The sequence below is a fragment of the Agromyces sp. NPDC056389 genome (assembly GCF_042262385.1).
Taxonomy (GTDB): Bacteria; Actinomycetota; Actinomycetes; order Actinomycetales; family Microbacteriaceae; genus Agromyces.
This window is the reverse complement of sequence record NZ_JBHJPN010000001.1, coordinates 2,061,149-2,078,517: the sequence shown is the minus strand read 5'-3', so window position 1 is coordinate 2,078,517 and position 17,369 is coordinate 2,061,149. Positions and strand designations below refer to the sequence as shown.

The 17,369-nt window shown below is 72.1% G+C and carries 20 protein-coding genes; 10 read left to right on the top strand and 10 right to left on the bottom strand.

All coding sequences use genetic code 11. From position 1 onward, the window contains the following. Positions 1–5: 5 nt before the first annotated feature. Both ACFCVM_RS09660 and ACFCVM_RS09655 read right to left on the bottom strand, forming a co-directional pair. The gene (locus ACFCVM_RS09660; RefSeq protein WP_375835947.1) at positions 6–842 is read right to left on the bottom strand and encodes an exodeoxyribonuclease III; all 837 of its coding nucleotides are present in this window, start codon (positions 840–842) and stop codon (positions 6–8) included. A gap of 86 nt (positions 843–928) precedes the next feature. After that, entirely contained in the window at positions 929–1,426 is a 498-nt protein-coding gene (locus ACFCVM_RS09655; RefSeq protein ID WP_375835945.1) for a DUF6328 family protein, read from the bottom strand. A 98-nt stretch (positions 1,427–1,524) separates the two neighbouring features. Between ACFCVM_RS09655 and cofE the strand changes: the two genes are divergently transcribed. The 5 genes from cofE to fgd are packed head-to-tail and all read left to right on the top strand — an operon-like array spanning position 1,525 to position 5,527. After that, positions 1,525–2,304: a coenzyme F420-0:L-glutamate ligase gene (gene cofE / locus ACFCVM_RS09650; RefSeq protein WP_375835943.1), complete on the top strand. Its 780-nt coding sequence runs from the start codon at positions 1,525–1,527 to the stop codon at positions 2,302–2,304. A 47-nt stretch (positions 2,305–2,351) separates the two neighbouring features. Further along, positions 2,352–3,350 (top strand): TIGR03557 family F420-dependent LLM class oxidoreductase, encoded by a 999-nt coding sequence (locus ACFCVM_RS09645; protein ID WP_375835942.1) that lies wholly within the window; start codon positions 2,352–2,354, stop codon positions 3,348–3,350. Beyond that, positions 3,347–4,108 (top strand): 2-phospho-L-lactate guanylyltransferase, encoded by a 762-nt coding sequence (cofC, locus tag ACFCVM_RS09640; RefSeq protein ID WP_375835940.1) that lies wholly within the window; start codon positions 3,347–3,349, stop codon positions 4,106–4,108. The genes ACFCVM_RS09645 and cofC overlap by 4 nt, the downstream gene beginning before the upstream one ends. A 9-nt stretch (positions 4,109–4,117) precedes the next feature. Further along, on the top strand, positions 4,118–4,465 hold the full coding sequence (locus ACFCVM_RS09635) for a hypothetical protein (protein ID WP_375835938.1): 348 nt from the start codon (positions 4,118–4,120) through the stop codon (positions 4,463–4,465). A 42-nt stretch (positions 4,466–4,507) separates the two neighbouring features. Next, on the top strand, positions 4,508–5,527 hold the full coding sequence (fgd, locus tag ACFCVM_RS09630; protein WP_375835936.1) for a glucose-6-phosphate dehydrogenase (coenzyme-F420): 1,020 nt from the start codon (positions 4,508–4,510) through the stop codon (positions 5,525–5,527). A gap of 19 nt (positions 5,528–5,546) precedes the next feature. Here fgd and ACFCVM_RS09625 read toward each other — a convergent pair whose 3' ends face one another. Both ACFCVM_RS09625 and ggt read right to left on the bottom strand, forming a co-directional pair. Next, positions 5,547–6,068: a VOC family protein gene (locus ACFCVM_RS09625; RefSeq protein ID WP_375835934.1), complete on the bottom strand. Its 522-nt coding sequence runs from the start codon at positions 6,066–6,068 to the stop codon at positions 5,547–5,549. A gap of 74 nt (positions 6,069–6,142) precedes the next feature. Then, a complete protein-coding gene (gene ggt, locus ACFCVM_RS09620; protein WP_375835932.1) occupies positions 6,143–7,948 on the bottom strand; it encodes a gamma-glutamyltransferase in 1,806 nt (601 codons plus the stop codon). A 157-nt stretch (positions 7,949–8,105) separates the two neighbouring features. Here ggt and ACFCVM_RS09615 point away from each other — a divergent pair, with 157 nt between their 5' ends. From ACFCVM_RS09615 to ACFCVM_RS09605, 3 genes are read left to right on the top strand one after another with little or no spacing between them, the layout of a single operon-like run. Then, the gene (locus ACFCVM_RS09615; RefSeq protein WP_375835930.1) at positions 8,106–9,359 is read left to right on the top strand and encodes an outer membrane lipoprotein carrier protein LolA; all 1,254 of its coding nucleotides are present in this window, start codon (positions 8,106–8,108) and stop codon (positions 9,357–9,359) included. A 35-nt stretch (positions 9,360–9,394) separates the two neighbouring features. Further along, a complete protein-coding gene (locus ACFCVM_RS09610; RefSeq protein WP_375836696.1) occupies positions 9,395–10,372 on the top strand; it encodes an ABC transporter ATP-binding protein in 978 nt (325 codons plus the stop codon). Then, positions 10,278–11,210 carry an ABC transporter permease gene (locus tag ACFCVM_RS09605; protein ID WP_375835929.1) on the top strand — a complete coding sequence of 311 codons (933 nt, stop codon included), beginning with the start codon at positions 10,278–10,280 and terminating at the stop codon, positions 11,208–11,210. The genes ACFCVM_RS09610 and ACFCVM_RS09605 overlap by 95 nt, the downstream gene beginning before the upstream one ends. Positions 11,211–11,223: 13 nt before the next feature. On the opposite strand, the gene ACFCVM_RS09600 is transcribed toward ACFCVM_RS09605, so the two are convergent. Then, complete coding sequence (locus ACFCVM_RS09600) at positions 11,224–11,694, bottom strand: hypothetical protein (protein ID WP_375835927.1); 471 nt, start codon at positions 11,692–11,694, stop codon at positions 11,224–11,226. A gap of 61 nt (positions 11,695–11,755) precedes the next feature. On the opposite strand from ACFCVM_RS09600, the gene ACFCVM_RS09595 reads away from it, so the two are divergent. Continuing rightward, positions 11,756–11,899 carry a hypothetical protein gene (locus ACFCVM_RS09595; protein ID WP_375835926.1) on the top strand — a complete coding sequence of 48 codons (144 nt, stop codon included), beginning with the start codon at positions 11,756–11,758 and terminating at the stop codon, positions 11,897–11,899. Positions 11,900–11,923: 24 nt separating this feature from the next. Here the strand turns inward: ACFCVM_RS09595 and ACFCVM_RS09590 are convergent, their stop codons facing one another. The 5 genes from ACFCVM_RS09590 to ACFCVM_RS09570 all read right to left on the bottom strand — a co-directional run bounded on the left by ACFCVM_RS09590 (position 11,924) and on the right by ACFCVM_RS09570 (position 16,533). Then, entirely contained in the window at positions 11,924–12,799 is an 876-nt protein-coding gene (locus ACFCVM_RS09590) for an ATP-binding cassette domain-containing protein (protein WP_375835924.1), read from the bottom strand. Further along, on the bottom strand, positions 12,796–13,926 hold the full coding sequence (locus ACFCVM_RS09585) for a putative F420-0 ABC transporter permease subunit (protein ID WP_375835922.1): 1,131 nt from the start codon (positions 13,924–13,926) through the stop codon (positions 12,796–12,798). The genes ACFCVM_RS09590 and ACFCVM_RS09585 overlap by 4 nt, the downstream gene beginning before the upstream one ends. Beyond that, a complete protein-coding gene (locus ACFCVM_RS09580) occupies positions 13,926–14,924 on the bottom strand; it encodes a putative F420-0 ABC transporter substrate-binding protein (protein ID WP_375835921.1) in 999 nt (332 codons plus the stop codon). Before ACFCVM_RS09580 ends, ACFCVM_RS09585 begins: the two co-directional genes overlap by 1 nt. A gap of 109 nt (positions 14,925–15,033) precedes the next feature. Beyond that, complete coding sequence (cofD, locus tag ACFCVM_RS09575; RefSeq protein WP_375835919.1) at positions 15,034–16,029, bottom strand: 2-phospho-L-lactate transferase; 996 nt, start codon at positions 16,027–16,029, stop codon at positions 15,034–15,036. 105 nt (positions 16,030–16,134) lie between these two features. Beyond that, complete coding sequence (locus ACFCVM_RS09570; protein WP_375835918.1) at positions 16,135–16,533, bottom strand: DUF4406 domain-containing protein; 399 nt, start codon at positions 16,531–16,533, stop codon at positions 16,135–16,137. 49 nt (positions 16,534–16,582) lie between these two features. On the opposite strand from ACFCVM_RS09570, the gene ACFCVM_RS09565 reads away from it, so the two are divergent. Then, a complete protein-coding gene (locus ACFCVM_RS09565; RefSeq protein ID WP_375835916.1) occupies positions 16,583–17,338 on the top strand; it encodes a DeoR/GlpR family DNA-binding transcription regulator in 756 nt (251 codons plus the stop codon). Positions 17,339–17,369: the final 31 nt, after the last annotated feature.

Here is a 17,369-nt window from a genome sequence, read left to right as displayed (position 1 = left end):
GCCCGCTAGAAGATCATCGGGCGATCGTCGTCGTCATCGCCGATCGCGAGCTCGACCAGCACCGGCACGTGGTCGCTCGGGGCGTCGCCCTTGCGTTCGTTGCGGTGGATCGAGGCATCCGTCACTGCCTCGGCGAAGGCCGCCGACCCGAGGATGAAGTCGATGCGCAGCCCCTCGTTGCGCGGGAACTTCAGCTGCTTGTAGTCCCAGTAGGTGTAGCCCTCGGGGATGCGCGGGCGCACGACGTCGGTCACTCCCGCGTTCTCGAGCGTGAAGAACGCCTGCCGCTCGGCCGGGGAGACGTGCGTCGTCTGCCCCTCGACGACCGCGGGGTCGCCGTTGTCCTCATCGAGCGGGGCGATGTTGAAGTCGCCCATGAGCGCGAACGGCACTTCGGGCCGAGAGGATGTCTCGGCGCGCGTGTACTCGGTCAGCGCGGCGAGCCAGTCGAGCTTGTACGTGTAGTGCGGGTCGCCGAGCGAACGGCCGTTGGGCACATAGAGGCTCCACACCCGCACACCGTTGACGGTCGCGCCGATTGCGCGCGCCTCCTGCGGCTGGTCGGGGCCCTCGAGCCCCTTGAGGAAGCCCGGCATGCCGGGGAAGGAGGTCTCGACTTCGCCGATCGGCGAGCGGCTCGCGATCGCGACGCCGTTCCACTGGTTCAGTCCGTGGATCGCGACCTCGTAGCCGGCCTCCTCGAACGCCTCGATCGGGAACTGCTCGGGCTTGCACTTGATCTCCTGCATCGCGAGCACGTCGACGTCTTCGCGCACCATCCAATCGACGGTGCGCCCCACGCGGGCGCGGATCGAGTTGACGTTCCAAGTGGCGATGCGCATGTCGTCAAGCCTATTCGGGCGCGGCGACACGAATGGGTCGACGGCAGTCGTTCGAGCGGGAGTTCAGCCCGCTCTCGCCACCGCGCTCACGATCGCCGCTTCGCGAGCCGCGGCACCACGACCCAGAGCAAGGCGGCGGCGACGAGCGCTGCGCCGAGTGCGATGAAGCCGGCGACGCGGCCGAGCGCGATCTCGAAGATGAACCCGGCCACGCCGACCGCGAGCAGCGTCGCCACGAGCAGGTGCGCCCGCAGCAGTCGGTTGCCGCGGCGCACGATCTGCTCCTTCTGCCGGAGTCCGAACAACTGGCGATGCAGGATCACCGGCGCGAGGCCGAGCAGGGTCGCAGCGCACGCGAGCGCGACGAGCACGAGGTAGAGCCAGAGCTCGTAGCCGTCGAGGTCGAGGAAGCGGGGCTGGAATGCCGCCGCGAGCAGGAAACCCGTCATGATCTGGGTGCCGGTCTGCGTCGCCCGCAGCTCCTGCAGGATGTCGTTCCAGTTGCGATCGAGGCGCTCGATGCGGGTCTCGTCGCGCCCGTCGTCTCGGTCGTCGACCGAGGGGTCGGTACCGTCGATGGCCATGCCGGGAGCGTAGCGCACGGTGCCTCGGTCGGGCAGGTTCTGGCGGCCCGGCACCCGAAGCTGCGAAGATCGACGTACGCGAGATCCCGGGGGTGGCCGTGAAGTTCAGCATCGAAGGCGTCGAGGGCCTGCCCGAGATCGTGAAGGGCGCCGACCTGGCAGCGCTCATCGTCGACGCGGCGGCGCTCGAAGACGGCGACATCCTCGTCATCACCTCGAAGATCGTCTCGAAGGCCGAGGGGCGCATCGTCGCGGCCGTCGACCGCGAGCAGGCCATCACCGACGAGACCGTGCGGGTCGTCGCGAGCCGCGAGTACGACGGCGGCGTGACCCGCATCGTCGAGAACCGCCAGGGCATCATCGGCGCCGCGGCCGGCGTCGACGCGTCGAACACGCCCGACGGCACGGTGCTGCTGCTGCCGGTCGACCCGGATGCCTCCGCGCGAGCGCTCGCCACCGGCATCCGTGCGCTGACCGGCGCCCATGTCGGCGTCATCCTCTCCGACACGCTCGGCAGGCCGTGGCGCGAGGGCCAGACCGACCTCGCGATCGGGGCGGCCGGCGTGCACGTCTTCGACGACCTGCGCGGGTCGACGGATGCCTCGGGCAAGCCCCTCGCCGTCACCATGCCGTGCGTCGCCGACGAGATCGCGGGCGCCGCCGAGCTCGTGAAGGGCAAGTCGTCGGGCGTGCCCGTCGCCGTGGTGCGCGGGCTCGGGCACTTCGTCGGCGACCTCGACCTGCCCGGTGCACGCTCGATCCAGCGCCCGGCCGAGCGCGACCTCTTCCGTGTCGGCGCCGACGAGGCGTACAACGAGGGCTACCGAGACGGCTTCGACGAGTCGCAGTCCGAGGGGCCCTTGGCCGCCGCGGAGTGAACCGCCCGCCGGCGCACGACCGCCCGCCGACGCGCGAAGATGGAGTCGTGTCAGCACACATCGGCTACGCCGCCATGCTCGAGCGGTTCCCGCCCGCAGAGGCCGTCGCGCTCAGCGCGCTCGCCGAGTCGCACGGGTTCACCGGGGTGATGGCGAGCGACCACTTCCAGCCGTGGATCCCCGCGCAGGGCGAGTCCTCGTTCGTGTGGAGCGTGCTCGGCGCGATCGGCGAACGCACGCGCGGCGACTTCGGCCCGGGCGTGACCACCCCCGGGTTCCGGATGCATCCGGCCGTCGTGGCCCAGGCGAGCGCGACGCTCGCGGCGATGCATCCGGGTCGGCACTGGCTCGGCCTCGGTTCCGGCGAGGCGCTCAACGAACACGTCGTCGGGCCGTACTGGCCAGAGGCGCCCGACCGCATCAACCGCATGTTCGAGGCGGTCGACGTGATCAAGAAGCTCTTCGCCGGTTCGCTGGCCGGGCGCGACGTGCGCCATGCCGGCCAGCACTTCAAGCTCGAGGCCGCGCGGCTCTGGACGATGCCGGCGGTCGCGCCCGAGATCCTCGTCGCCGCCTCGGGGCCGGTGACCGCGAAGCGCGCGGGCCGCACCGTCGACGGCATGATCACGATCGGGGCGCCCGCCGAGAAGCTCGCCGCCCTGCTCACCCGCTTCCGCGAGGGTGCGCGCGAGGTCGGCCGCGATGCCTCGCGCATGCCGAAGGTGCTGCAGCTGCACCTCTCGTGGGCGCCCACCGATGAGGAGGCGATGCGCGGCGCGCTCACCGAGTGGCCGAACGGCGGGCTCCGCATCCCGCGCGGGGACATCCGCTCGCCCTTCGAGTTCGAGCAGCTCGCCAGAACCGTGCGCCCCGAGGACTTCGCCGGGCGCATGGTCGTCTCGGCCGACCCCGACGTGCACCGCGCCGACATCCAACGCCACCTCGACCTCGGCTTCGACCGCATCTACCTGCACAACGCCGGGCGCGACCAGGCCGCGTTCCTCGAGGTCTTCGGTCGCGACGTGCTGCCGGGGCTCCGGGCATGACCGCACGAGGTCCGCGTCGGAGTGAGCGGATCGCGTCGGAGGACGCGAACTCGTTGCCTCCGGCGAGCTCCGTTCACTCCGAGGGCGGGCGCACAGCGGATGCCTCGGCAGGGGCGGTCTGGACCGTCGTGATCCCCGTGAAGGCGCCGGCCGGGGCGAAGACTCGGCTCGCTGCGGCCGTGCCGCCGGCCGAACGGGAGGCGCTCGCCCGGGCGTTCGCGCTCGACACGGTCTCCGCCGCGATGGCCGCCCGGTCGGTCGCGCGCGTGATCGTCGTCGGCGACGATCCGGCGCTCGCCGGCGCAGCCGAGTTCCTGCCCGAGCCGGCCGACGGGCCGCGGGGGTTGACCCGGGCGATCGCGTACGGCATCGCCCATGCTCGGGTCGGCGACGACGAGGCGGGCCTTCGGCCCGTGGCCGTGCTGCTCGGCGACCTGCCCGCCCTCGCGCCCGAAGAACTCGACGCCGTGCTCGACGCCGCGTCGCGGCATCCGCTCGCCTACGTGCGCGACGCCGACGGCACCGGCACGACGCTCGCGACCGCCTCGGCCGGGGTCGGGCTCGCGCCGCACTTCGGCGCCGACTCGGCCGCGCGGCATGCCGCCGCCGGGTTCGTCGAACTCGAGGCATCCGCCGGCCTCAGACGCGACGTCGACACCATCGACGCGCTCGCCGACGCGCTCGCGCTCGGCGTCGGGCCGCTGACGCGGGTTGCAGCTGCGGGCATTCCGTTGCGGGGCGGCGCCGGCGCTCGTTAGTCTCCGTGAATGGATCACGCCGAGGACGTCGAAGACACCGCGCCGCCGTCCGACGCGGCACCGGCGAATCCAGCACCGCCTGCCGACGCGGGAGCCGTCGCCGGCAGCGCCGTGATCTCGATCGTGATCGCCTGCACGGCGCTCGCTTCCCTCTTCGCGGGACCGATCGCGATCGTCCCGGCCATCGCCGGCATGATCGTCTCCCTGCGCGCCCGCAAGCAGTTGCAAGGTTCGCCCTACCGCGGCTACGGCATCTCGCTCCTCGCATTCCTGATCTGCGTCGGCGTCTTCGCCGTGACGGCCGTGCCGATCATCGTGCCGATCGCGTCAGTGCTGCTGTTCACGCTGCTTCCCTGAGCGATCGGCGCCGAGCCGCGCCGATCGTGCGAGGATCGGAGTATGACGCTCACCCTCGGATACAAGGCCTCAGCCGAGCAGTTCGCCCCGCGCGAGCTCGTCGAGATCGCGGTCGCGGCCGAAGCCAACGGCTTCGAGTCGGTGTTCACGAGCGACCATTTCCAGCCGTGGCGGCACGACGGCGGCCACGCGCCGTTCTCGCTCACGTGGATGGCCGCGGTCGGAGAGCGCACCTCGAGCATCCGCATCGGCACGAGCGTCATGACGCCGACGTTCCGCTACAACCCCGCCGTGCTCGCGCAGGCGTTTGCGAGCCTCGGCTGCCTCTACCCGGGGCGCATCATCGCGGGCTTCGGCACCGGCGAGGCGCTCAACGAGATCGCGACCGGGTTCCGCGGCGCAGGCGAGCAGCAGTGGCCCGAGTTCCGCGAGCGCTTCGCGCGGCTCCGCGAGTCGGTGCGCCTCATGCGCGCGCTCTGGACCGACGACGAGCAGGTGAGCTTCGAGGGCGAGTACTACTCGACGCACGACGCCTCCATCTACGACCGACCGGATGTCCCGGTGCCGGTGTACATCGCCGCCGGCGGGCCGACCGTGGCGAAGTACGCCGGGCGCGCGGGCGACGGCTTCATCTGCACCTCGGGCAAGGGCATGGAGCTCTACACCGAGCAGCTCATTCCGGCCGTGAAGGAGGGCGTCGCAGCGGGCGGCCGCTCCTACGACGACCTCGACCGCATGATCGAGATCAAGCTCTCGTACGACACCGACCCCACAGCCGCGCTCGAGAACACCCGGTTCTGGTCGCCGCTCTCGCTCAGCCCCGAGCAGAAGCACGACATCACCGACCCGGTCGAGATGGAGCGGGCCGCCGACGCGCTGCCGATCGAGCAGATCGCCAAGCGCTGGATCGTCGGCAGCGACCCCGACGAGGTCGTCGCCGGCATCAAGCAGTACGTTGACTGGGGCTTCAACCACCTCGTCTTCCACGCGCCGGGTCACGACCAGGCTCGATTCCAGGAGCTCTTCGCGCGCGACCTCGCGCCGCGACTGCGCGCGCTCTGACCCCGGCGTCCGACCAGACTCAGAGCACCGGCCGGCTCGACCAGCCGTCGGTGCGGCCGCTGAGTTCGCGGTCGAGCGTCTCCTGCGCGCGCCGCATGGACTCCTGGTAGCGCGGCTCGCCGAACCGCCGCACCATCTCGTCGGGGGCGACGTCTTCGACGTGCTGCACGACCCACCAGATGTTGTCGAGCGGATCGCGCAGGCGGCCGCCGCGATCGCCCCATGCTGCGTCGTCGAGCTCGGTGACGATCCTCGCGCCGGCGGCGACGCCGCGTTCGAAAGTCGCTGCAGCGTCATCGACGAAGACTCGGAGCATCGAGGGAGTGTCGGTCCAATCGGGTTGCGCATCGAAGGCGAGGAACCAGGTGTCTCCGATCGCGAATTCGGCGTGTCCGATACCGCCGTCCTCGGTCGGCACGCGAGCGATCTCAACGGCGCCGAACACCTCAGTTGCGAAGGCGAGGAGGCGCGCGGTGTCGCGCGTGACGATCCACGGCTGGGCGGCCCTGTTGACGACGGGGTGCTGTGATTCGATGTCCATATCGGCCACGCTACGCAATCATGCGGTCAGTTTCCGTCCGTATTGTCTCGCCCCTCGACCGGCGGGGCGGCAGCTCAGGGAGCCGGTTCGACCACCAGCCCGGTGCCGCCGCCTCGGCGCACGGGTTCGGCCACCGCGGTCATGAGCCCGTCGGCGTCGACCTCGATGGCCGCCACCGCACCGATCTCAGCCGGTGGCCCGAACGTGTGTCCGTATGGCGCGAGCACGGCGGCGTAGGCGTCGAGGAACGCCTGCTCGGCCGAGACGTTGACGGTGTTGCGCTGCGATGCCCGCGGTGCCGCGACCGCCTCGGGCAGGGTCATGCCGAGGTCGATGCGGTTCATGAGCACCTGCGCGACGGTCGTGATGATCGTCGACCCTCCCGGAGAGCCGACCACGTAGCGCACGTCGCCGCCGTCGAGCACGATCGTGGGCGACATCGACGAGCGCGGGCGCTTGCCGGGTTGGACGGTGTTCGGGTCGGCGGGGTTCGGCACGAAGTTGAAGTCGGTGAGCTCGTTGTTCAACAGGAATCCGCGCCCCGGCACGGTCATGCCCGAGCCGCCCGTCTGCTCGATCGTGAGGGTGTAGGCGACGGCGTTGCCCCACTGGTCGACGACGGAGAGATGCGTCGTCGAGATGTTCTCGGTGTCGACGGGGTCGGCGACGGCGGCCGTCGCGCAGCCCGCCGCGTCGAGCGGCGCAGGCGCCACGGGCTTAACCGAAGCGGCATCCGGATCGATCGCGCATGCGCGTGCGTCAGCGAAGTCCTGGCTCAGCAAGGTCTCGGTCGGCACGTCCACGAATGCCGGATCGCCGACGTAGGCGTTGCGGTCGGCGAAGGCGTGGGCGGTGGCCTCGAGGGAGAGGTGCAGGGCCTGCGGCACCTCCTCGGACCCGAGGTCGTAGTTCTCGAGGATGTTCAGCGATTCGCCGACCGTCGTGCCGCCCGACGACGACGGGGCCATGCCGTAGACGTCGAGTCCGTGGTACTCCATGTGCGTCGGGTCCTGCTCGACCACCTCGTAGTCGGAGAGGTCGTCGGCAGTCAGGTAACCGGGGAACGCGGGCAGTGTCGCCGCCGGATCGGTCTGCGGATCCTGCGCGATCGCGGCGATCTCGTCGGCGAGGGCGCCCTCATAGAAGACGTCGGTGCCGTGCACCGCGATCGCTCGAAGCGTCTTCGCCAGGTCGGGGTTCTTGAACGTCGACCCGACCACTGGCGGCGCGCCATTCGGCAGGAACAGCTCGGCCGTGGCGGGGAACGCCGCGAACCGGGCCTGGTTCGCGGCCGTCTGCTGGGCGAACGTCTCGTCGACCCGGAACCCGCGCGTGGCGAGCAGGATCGACGGCTTGAGCATGTCGTGGAGCGACTCGGTTCCGAACCGGTCGAGCGCCGCCTCCCAGGTGGCGAGCGTGCCGGGCACGCCGACCGACAGGCCCGATGACACGGCCGCGGCGAACGGGTACGGCTGGCCCGTGGCCGGATCGACGAACGCATCGGTCGGCATCGACGCGGGGGCGGTCTCGCGTCCGTCGATCGTCGTGACCTCGCCGGTCGCCGCGTCGAAGTACACGAAGTAGCCGCCGCCGCCGATGCCGGCGCTGTAGGGCTCGGTGACGCCGAGCGCGGCCGCCGTTGCCACGGCGGCGTCGGCGGCGTTGCCCCCCTTGCGCAGCACCTCGAGACCTGCGGCGCTCGCCTCGGAGTCGACCGAGGACACGGCCCCGCCGTGCCCGATCGACGTCGGCGGCGCCGGCGGCGCTGGCCGCCCGCCGGCCGTCGCAGGTGCGGCGGCCGCGATGCCGGCGACAGCCAGCGCAGCACCGAGCACGAGGCTCAGGCCGCGAGACGCGGAACGATGGGTGACGTCGACCATGAGAACCCCCCGAATCGGGTACATCAGTTGCGGTTGCCCTCACGGTAGACCGCCGGGCGGCCGACGGCAACGGTCCTCGAGGAGCGACGGGCACCCGGATCCTGTGGGTTCATGACCGGGTGATGACGGATGACGTCACTCGGCGTAGCCTGAGCGCATGCGCGCCCAAGACGGCACCGGGGCGTCCCGTCGGCTCAGCCGCTGGATCCCCGCCATCGCCGCGCCGATCGCGATCGGCGTCGCCGTCGTGCTCGTGCCGATGCAGGCGAACGCGGCCGTCGACCTTCCCGACCTGACCCCCGCCGAGCTGCTCGAATTCGCGGCTGGGAGCGAGGTCGACGCACTGTCGGGCACCATCGAGCAGACCTCCGAGCTCGGGCTCCCCGACCTCTCGGGGCTCACCGGGGCGATGGGCGGCACAGGCGGTCCCGGCGGCGATGCCACCGACGACGCGGCATCCGCCACTGATCTCGACGACCTGATCTCGCTCGCGACCGGAACGCACACCGCGCGCGTCTACGTCGACGGCGCGAATGCCCGCCTGCAGGTGCTCGACCCGCTCGCCGAACGCGACGTCTACCTGTCTGCCGACGGCGCCTGGATCTACGACTCCGCCGAGCAGGCGGCCACGCACGCCACGGTCGATCGGGCGGCACTCGACGCCCTGAAGGCCGAGGTCGAAGCAGAGGCCCAAGCGCACGCCGACGAAGCACGCGACCGGCTCGAAGCCGAACTCGGCACGTCGCTGCCGACGCCCGACGAGGTGCTCGACCAGGCGCTCGCGAAGCTCGACGAGACCACCGAGGTGAGCGTCGGCACCGATTCCCGCGTCGCGGGCCGCGAGGTCTACGAGCTCGTGCTCGAACCGCGTGACGCCGACACCCTGATCGGCGAGATCTCCGTGGCGATCGACGGCGAGACGGGCGTCGCGCTCGCCGCGTCGGTGACGGCGCGCGGGGCTTCGGAGCCCGCGTTCAGCGTGGCCTTCACCGAGGTGTCGTTCGACTCGCCCGATGCGTCGGTGTTCGCCTTCGCTCCGCCCGAGGGCACCACGGTGACGGAGCACGAGGTGCCGATCCCCACGCTCGCCGAACTCGAGCAGCTGCGGGCCGAGCAGGCAGCGGGCGGCGGCGAAGCGAGCGATCGGATGCCGCAGCCCGACGTCGTCGGCGAGGGCTGGTCGGCCGTGGTCGTGCTGCCGGCGGCGACCCCCGGTGCGCCGGGCGCCGACGCCACGGACGGGTTCGGCGCCGAGGCATCCGCTCTGCTCGGCACGATCGCCGAGCCGGTCGACGGCGGGCGCGTCCTGCAGACCTCGCTCGCGACCGTGCTCTTCACCGACGACGGGCGCGTGCTCGCGGGTGCCGTCACCGTCGACCGCCTGCTCGACGTCGCGGCGAGCGGTCGTTGACCGGCGGATCGCCGGAGGCCGCGACTGCGGCCGACGTGGCCGACGTGGCCGACTCCGCCGACCGGCGCGATCTCGCGATCGAGACGTACGGACTCACCAAGCGCTTCCGCTCGCAGCTCGCGGTCGACGGCGTCGATCTCGCGGTGCCGCGCGGCGCGGTCTTCGGATTCCTCGGCCCGAACGGATCGGGCAAGACCACCACGATCCGCATGCTGCTCGGGCTCGTCGGGGCGAGCGCCGGCGGCGCCCGGGTGCTCGGCGCCGACATGCCGCGGCACGTCGACTCGGTGCTGCCCCGGGTCGGTGCGCTGGTGGAGGGCCCGGCGTTCTCGCCGTACCTCTCGGGGGTCTCGAACCTGCAACGGTTCGACGCCGCAGACCGGCACGCACCCCGACGAACGCGTGCGGCACGCGTCGACGAGGCGCTCGATCGCGTCGGACTCTCGCACGCGGGCGGCAAGAAGGTCCACGCCTATTCGCTCGGCATGAAGCAGCGGCTCGGCATCGCCAACGCCCTGCTCATGCGCCGCGAGCTGCTCGTGCTCGACGAGCCCACGAACGGACTCGACCCGCAGGGCACTCGCGAGGTGCGATCGCTCATCCGCTCGCTCGCCGATGACGGCACGACCGTGTTCGTGTCGAGCCACCTGCTGGCCGAGGTCGAGCAGGTGTGCTCGCATGTCGGGGTCATGAGCGCCGGACGGCTCGTGGCGCAGGGCACGCTCGCGGAGTTCCGCGACGCCGGTGAGGCGCGCGTGCTCGTGCGCACGCCCGACGCGGCGGCGGCGCGACGGGTGCTGCAGCGACTCGGCATGCACGTCGACGGGGGCCTCGACGGCGCAGGCGACGACCTCGTCGCGGCCCGCATCGGGTCGTCGGAGGTCGCGTCAGAGGCCGTCGTCGCCGCGCTCGTCGCCGATGGTGTGCGGGTGCGGGGCTTCGAGGTCGAACGGGCGAGTCTCGAGCAGCGGTTCGTCGAGCTCACGGGCGAGGGGTTCGACGTTGTCCAGTGAGGGTGCACGCGAACCGGCCCGCGGCGGCACCCTCTCGCTCTTCGCGTCGGAAGTGCTCACGCTCTTCCGCCGTCGTCGCACGTGGGCGCTCCTCGGCGCGCTCGCGCTCATCCCGATCCTCATCGCGGTGGCGATCCGGGTCGCGGGCGATGCCCCGAGCGGTCGTGGCCCGGCGTTCCTCGGGCAGATCACCGAGAACGGGCTGTTCGTCGGGCTCACCGCGATGGTCGTGGCGATGCCGCTGTTCCTTCCGCTCACGATCGGCGTCGTCGCGGGCGACACCATCGCCGGGGAGGCGAGCCACGGCACGCTCCGCTACCTCCTCATCGCTCCGGCGGGGCGGGTGCGCCTGCTCGTCGTGAAGTACGCGGCGACCGCCGTGTTCTGCGCGGCGGCGACGCTCACGGTCGTGGTCGTCGGCAGCCTCGTCGGCTGGGCGCTGTTCCCGGTCGGACCGGTGACGCTGCTCTCGGGGGCGACGGTGAGCGTCGGCGAGGGACTGCTGCGCTTCCTCGCCATCGCCGCCTACGTCACCGTGTCGCTGCTCGGCATGTCGGCGATCGGACTGTTCCTGTCGACGCTCACGACGGTGCCGGTCGGGGCGATGGCCGCGACGGCCATCCTGGCCGTGGTCTCGCAGATCATGGGGGCGCTGCCGCAGCTCGAGTGGCTGCATCCGTGGCTGTTCACGCAGTACTGGCTGGGCTTCGCCGACCTGCTCCGCGAGCCGCCCGTCTGGGACTCGTTCCTCGACAACGCCGTGCTGCAGGCCGGCTACGTGGTCGTGTTCGGGGCGCTCGCCGTGAGTCGCATGCTGACGAAGGACGTGCTCTCGTGAGGCATCCGTTCGCTCAGTTCACGCTCGGCGGCAAGGCGCAGTAGTCGTAGAAGAAGCGCTTCGGCGATGCGGCGTCGGTGACGTCGACGATGACGGATGCCCCGGAGTGCGGCAGCTCGTCACCCGCGAGCAGCCACAGCGAGAAGTGCCAGATGCCGCGCGCACCGCCGTCGAGCAGGCCCCGTCCGTCGACGACGAGCACCGCGTCGTCGGATGCCCCGGGCAGCGCGCCCGTGCGGAACGGCTCGATCGTGTCGGCGCGCAGCACGGCTTCGCCGGCGTCGCCGACCGAGGCGCGCACGACGGTCTGGTCGTGTGCGGCGAGCACCGCCGCGAGGTCGTCGGCGAAGCCCGCCGCATCGTCCAACGCCAACCCCTCGACCGCGATGAGCCGGCGACCGCGTGGCGCGTTGTGCAGGAACTCGGCGGCGATGCCGTCGAGCAGACGATCGTGGGGCTGCGCCTCGTAGGCCGTTCGCGTCATCCCCTCAGGCTACGCGCCGCCGCACGCCTCGAGGGAAGTCGAGCGGCCCTATGCTCGCCGCATGGACTTCTTGACGGTCGCCTTCGCGCTCTTCCTCTTCTTCGCCGTGATCAGCGTCATCGGCGCGTTGCGCCGGATCGCGGCCGCCACCGAGGAGATCGCACGGAACACCCGCGACCGCGCGGATGTCGACGCGCCCATGTAGGCGCAGGGTCCAACGGCTCGAACGTCACGGGCGCGCGTCGAGCGCGACATCGGGTGGATGCGGCGCCGCGACGCCCGAGTAGGCGATGAGCGGTCGACCCGTCGACGGGTGTGCAAGCACCTCGGCCTCGACGCCCCAGACCTCGCGGATGAGCCCCGGTTCGAGCACGTCGGCCGGGGGACCGGATGCCACGACCCTGCCGCCGTCGAGCACGATGACGTGATCGGCGTACGCGGCAGCGAGGCCGAGATCGTGCAGCGCGGCGAGCACCGTGCGGCCCGAGGCGGCGAGCGCGCGGAGCAGTTCGAGGCTCGTGAGTTGCGCGCGCACATCGAGGTGGTTCGTCGGCTCGTCGAGCAGCAGCAGCTCGGGCTCCTGCGCGAGCGCCCTGGCGAGGTTCACCCGCTGGCGTTCGCCGCCCGAGAGCGTCGCGTACTCGCGCGTCGCGAGCGGCTCGAGGCCGAGTGCCGCGAGGGACTCCGCGACGACGGCGTGATCGCGATGGCCGAGTCCCGACCACGGCCCGAGGTGCGGGGTGCGCCCGAGCGCGACGACCTCATCGACGCGCAGTTCGGGGGCGTCGTGCGTCTCCTGCTCGGCGAGGGCGATGCGGCGCGCCCGGTCGCGACGGCGCAGCGCGGCGAGGTCGCTGCCGGCGAATGCGAGCGCACCGGCATCCGCTCGCTCGATGCCCGCGATGAGGTGCAGGAGCGTCGACTTGCCGGCGCCGTTCGGGCCGAGCAGGGCGCCGAGGGAGCCCGCGGGAACTGTGACGTCGACGTCGTCGACGATGAGGCGGCCGGTGCGCGAGAAGCGCACGCGGGAGAGGTCGAGTCCGTCGGTCACGAGACCCTCCGTCGCATGAGGAGCAGGGCGAGTGCGTTCGAGTCCGTCGGTCACGAGACCCTCCGTCGCATGAGGAGCAGGGCGAACACCGGACCGCCGACGAGCGCGGTGATGATGCCGACGGGCAGCTCTCGGGGATCGAAGAGCGTGCGCGCTGCGGTGTCGGCCCAGACCAGGAAGAGGGCGCCGGCGAGCGCCGACAGCGGCAGCAGCGCGCGGTGGCGCGACCCCACGAGCAGGCGCACGCCGTGCGGCAGGATGAGGCCGATGAACCCGATCGACCCGCTGACGGCGACGAGGGCGCCCGTGAGCAGGGCGGTGCCGCCGAGCAGCAGCACCCGGCTGCGGCCGACGTGCACGCCGAGGGCGGATGCCGCGGCGTCGCCGAACGCGAAGGCGTCGAGCGTGCGGGCGCTCGCGACGAGCGGGATGCCGATGGCGAGGAGCGCCCCGCCCGCGATCGCGACCGAGACCCAATCGGTGCCCGCGAGCGAGCCGAGCAGCCAGTTGAGGATCTCGCGGTAGCTGTCGCCGGTGGCGCTCCAGAAGATGACGAGGCTCGTGATCGCTCCGAACATCGACGAGACGGCGAGCCCCGCGAGCACGGTGCGTGTGGGGGAGAGTCCGCCGCCCGAGCCGCCCGCCCCGCGACCCGCGGCCCCCGCGAGCGCGAGCGTCGCGACGAGCGCGGCGAGGGCGCCGGCGAACGCGGCGAGGGGCAGCAGCAGGCCGACGCCGAGCACGATGACGATCACCGCGCCGACGGATGCGCCCGACGAGAGGCCGAGCAGGTACGGGTCGGCCAGCGGGTTCCGGGTCAGCGCCTGCATGACGGCGCCGCAGAGGGCGAGTCCCGCGCCGACGGCGGCGGCCGTGAGCACGCGGGGCATCCGGAGCTCCCAGACGATGCCGTCGCGGAGCGGGCTGAGCGTCGGTTCGCCGATGCCGAGGTGCGCCGCGATGCTCGCGACGACGTCGGCCGGTGCGAGACCGGCAGGGCCGATCGTGACCGCTGCGACGACGGATGCCGCGAGCGCCGCGCCGAGCGCGACGGCCCAGAGCCACACCCGCCCCCGGGTTCGCCGCGTCACGGAGACGGGAACGGGCGCGCCGGAGCGACCGGGGCCACCTGTTCCCGGCGCCGACCCGGCGGGTCGTCCTGTCTCCGTGACGCCGGTCATCAGCCGAGCGCCCCGAGCTGGTCGACGAGCGACGCGACGGCGCCGACGTTGCGCACGCCCGCCTCGGTGGCGGGGAAGTCGACGACGAGGTACCGCTGCTCCTGCACGGCCGGCAGGGCCGCGGTCGCGGCGTTCGACTCGAGGTGCGCGATCTTCTGCTCTGCGGTGTTCCACGCGGCGTCGACCAGCACGATGACGTCGGGGTTCGCGGCGACGATCGCCTCCCAGCCCATCGAGGTCCAGGTGTCCTCGACGTCGGCCGCGATGTTCTCGAGGCCGGCGGCCTGCATGATCATCTGCGGTGCGCCGATGCCGGCGCCGACGAACGGGGTCTCGTCACCGGAGCTGTACCAGAGCGCCGTGAGGCCGTCGGAGTTCGGCTCGATGGCGTCGAGCTCGGCGCGCTGCGTCGTGACCAGGTCGGCCGCGGCATCCGGAACGCCGAAGATGTCGCCGGCCTCCTCGAACTCGCGGAAGACCTCGTCGAAGGTGAGCGGGTTCGGCATGTAGCCCTCGCCCTTGCAGGCCGCGGGGGCGACGTACGTCGAGACGCCGAGCTTCGCGAGCGTCTCGCGGTCGCCGGCGCCCTCGGCCGTGAGGTTCGACTCCCACCCGGCGAAGACGAGGTCGGGCTCCGCCGCGAGCGTCGCCTCCTGCGACGGCACCTTGTCGGAGAGCACGTCGATGCCCGATGCGGCGTCGGCGTACGCCTCGGGCGCCGGCCCGTCGCTGAAGGCAGAAGCGATGACGCGGTCTTCGAGGCCGAGGGCGAGCAGCAGTTCGAGGGTCGACGACTTGATCGTCACGACGCGCTCGGGCGCCGAGTCGAAGGTGACCTCGGTGCCGCAGTTGTCGATCGTGAGCGGGTACGCCGATGCGGCGGACTCACCCGCGGCATCGGTGCCGGCAGGACCGGCGGCACTGCCGCTCGCGCACCCCGCGAGGAGCAGCGCGACGGCGAACGGCACAGCGAGAAGGGGGGAACGGAACGCGGGCATGTGGCCTCCGGATGGCGTGCGAGCAGGACACCGACGTTGTCGGGGACTCGCAGCCCAATGCCGGGCCGCACACGCCGATCAGATCCAGATCGGCGGGTCGGCCACCATCCTAGACCGGGAGATCGAGCGCCGCACCGGCGAGATCGGCCGAGGTGTCGAGGTCGCGCATCCAGAGGGGCACGGATGCCGCGGTGAGCCCGATCTCCTCGAGGGGCGCGAGCGCCGCGGCATCCGCCTCGTCGACGAGCCAGCCGTCGAGCAGGCCGCCCGTCGACCGCGAACCGTAGTGCCGGCCGACCGCCTCGGCGCTCGTCTCGACGCCGATGACGGGCAGGCACGCGTCGGCCATGCCGCGCACGACCTTGCCGCCGATGATCGGCGAGACGCCGACGACGGGTGCCGAGGTCTCGGCGAGCGCCTCGCGGATGCCGGGGACGGCGAGGATGGTGCCGATCGAGACGACCGGGTTCGACGGGGCGACGAGCACGATGTCGGCCCCGATGATCGCCTCGACGACACCGGGAGCCGGGCGCGCCGCCGCGATATTCCGCTGACGGAATGCGATCGCGGGGAGGGTGGCGCGATAGCGAGTCCACCACTCTTGGAAGTGCATCTCGCGCTCGCCGTCGAGCTTGTCGGGGTCGGCCACGAGCACGTCGGTGTCGACCTCGGTGTCGGTCGCCGGGATGAGGTGCACGCCGAGCGGCCAGCGCAGCTGCAGGCGACGCGCCACCTCGGACGGCGCCGCGCCCTCGCGCAGCCACGCCGTACGCGCGAGGTGCGTGCCGAGGTCGAGGTCGCCGAGGGTGAACCACGGCCAGCCGACGCCCCACTCGCGGAGCTCGGCGGCGACGCGCTCGGTCTCGCCCGCCCGGCCCCAGCCGCGCTCGGTGTCGTTGACGCCCGCGAGCGAGTAGAGGAGCGAGTCGAAGTCGGGCATGAGGCGCACGCCCGCGAGCCAGATGTCGTCGCCCGTGTTGACGATCACGGTGATGGATGCCTCGGTGCCCCCGTCGCCGTCGGGCCAGCGACGGGCGCACTCCTCGCGCACGCCGCGCACGAAGCGCGAGCCTCCGACTCCGCCCGCGAGCACCGTGATCTGCACCTAGCCACCCTACGTCGACGGCGGATCGTGCCGACGGCTCGGGACCACTCGTATCGCACGGGCCCGGGATATCGGCGGTCCCGTGCGACATGAGCGGTCCGGTGATCAGGCGGCGGCGAGCACCGGGATCTCGTCGATCGAGCGGTACACCGGGATGCCGCGCGCCTCGGCGATCCGCACGTCCTGGTCGGCGCCGTGCGAGGCGCCCTCGAGGCGCAGCACGGCGTCGCAGTGCTGCAGCAGGCGGTGGGCGGTCGTGTACATCACGTCGCCCTCGATGGGCGCGGCGTCGTCGGGGGATGCCTCGGGGCCCGAGGCATCCGTCGACCCGACTCGCAGGATCGGCAACGCGACCCATTCGCCGATCATCGGCACGTGACCGCGTTCGTAGATCGGCCACGACGCCTCCTCGAGGCGTTCGAGGTTGCGGGCGATGCGGGCGGGGTCGCCGTCGGTGCCCGAGCGGTACGGGCCGGCGATGAGGATGAGGAGTGGTTTCGACATGTCGGCCACCATAACGTGCAAGAATGTAAAGAAACAAGGAGGAACGTGCATGCTTGCCGCACAACGCCGTGAACTGCTGCTCGAACTGCTGCAGCGCGACGGCCGAATCGTGGCCGCCGATGCCGCGGCTGATCTGGGCATCTCCGAGGACACGATCCGCCGCGACCTCCGCGAACTCGCGGCGGCGGGCCTCTGCCAACGCGTGTACGGGGGAGCACTGCCGGCGTCGCCGGCCACCTCGCCGTACGAGGCGCGCACCCGCATCGAGCCCGAGAGCAAGCACCGCATCGCGGCGGCCGCAGCGGGCCTCATCGAGCCCGGCGCGACCGTGCTGCTCGACGGCGGCACGAGCACCCTCGCGCTCGTGGGTGCGTTGCCCCGATCGCTGCATGCGACGGTCATCACGCACAGCCCGACGATCGCCGTGGCGCTCGCCGAGCACGAGCACGTCGAGCTGCAGCTCATCGGCGGTCGGGTCTACCGGCACTCGATGGTCACGTGCGGCGCGATCGCCGTCGAGGCGCTGCGGGACGTCAGCGCCGACCTGTTCTTCCTCGGCGTCACCGGCGTGCACGCCGAGGCGGGCCTCACGACCGGCGACGCCGAGGAGGCGGCGATGAAGCGCGCGCTCGCGCGGTCGGCCGCCGAGACCTACGTGCTCGCGAGCACCGAGAAGATCGGCGCCGCCTCGACCTATCGCGTGCTGCCGCTCGACGAGGTGGCCGGCGTCGTGACCGATGCCGATGCGGCGTCGCCGGCCATGCGCGGACTCGAGCGCGCCGGGGTGCGGATCATCCCGGGCTGACCGCCGACTGCGGCCCGCCGAGGGCTGGCGC

Excerpts from the sequence above, each read along its gene's own strand:
- ACFCVM_RS09660 (WP_375835947.1), bottom strand. The coding sequence starts at position 842 with ATGCGCATCGCCACTTGGAACGTCAACTCGATCCGCGCCCGCGTGGGG.
- ACFCVM_RS09655 (WP_375835945.1), bottom strand. The coding sequence starts at position 1,426 with ATGGCCATCGACGGTACCGACCCCTCGGTCGACGACCGAGACGACGGG.
- cofC (WP_375835940.1), top strand. The coding sequence starts at position 3,347 with ATGACCGCACGAGGTCCGCGTCGGAGTGAGCGGATCGCGTCGGAGGAC.
- ACFCVM_RS09635 (WP_375835938.1), top strand. The coding sequence starts at position 4,118 with ATGGATCACGCCGAGGACGTCGAAGACACCGCGCCGCCGTCCGACGCG.
- fgd (WP_375835936.1), top strand. The coding sequence starts at position 4,508 with ATGACGCTCACCCTCGGATACAAGGCCTCAGCCGAGCAGTTCGCCCCG.
- ACFCVM_RS09625 (WP_375835934.1), bottom strand. The coding sequence starts at position 6,068 with ATGGACATCGAATCACAGCACCCCGTCGTCAACAGGGCCGCCCAGCCG.
- ggt (WP_375835932.1), bottom strand. The coding sequence starts at position 7,948 with ATGGTCGACGTCACCCATCGTTCCGCGTCTCGCGGCCTGAGCCTCGTG.
- ACFCVM_RS09615 (WP_375835930.1), top strand. The coding sequence starts at position 8,106 with ATGCGCGCCCAAGACGGCACCGGGGCGTCCCGTCGGCTCAGCCGCTGG.
- ACFCVM_RS09605 (WP_375835929.1), top strand. The coding sequence starts at position 10,278 with ATGGTGTGCGGGTGCGGGGCTTCGAGGTCGAACGGGCGAGTCTCGAGC.
- ACFCVM_RS09600 (WP_375835927.1), bottom strand. The coding sequence starts at position 11,694 with ATGACGCGAACGGCCTACGAGGCGCAGCCCCACGATCGTCTGCTCGAC.
- ACFCVM_RS09595 (WP_375835926.1), top strand. The coding sequence starts at position 11,756 with ATGGACTTCTTGACGGTCGCCTTCGCGCTCTTCCTCTTCTTCGCCGTG.
- ACFCVM_RS09585 (WP_375835922.1), bottom strand. The coding sequence starts at position 13,926 with ATGACCGGCGTCACGGAGACAGGACGACCCGCCGGGTCGGCGCCGGGA.
- ACFCVM_RS09580 (WP_375835921.1), bottom strand. The coding sequence starts at position 14,924 with ATGCCCGCGTTCCGTTCCCCCCTTCTCGCTGTGCCGTTCGCCGTCGCG.
- ACFCVM_RS09570 (WP_375835918.1), bottom strand. The coding sequence starts at position 16,533 with ATGTCGAAACCACTCCTCATCCTCATCGCCGGCCCGTACCGCTCGGGC.
- ACFCVM_RS09565 (WP_375835916.1), top strand. The coding sequence starts at position 16,583 with ATGCTTGCCGCACAACGCCGTGAACTGCTGCTCGAACTGCTGCAGCGC.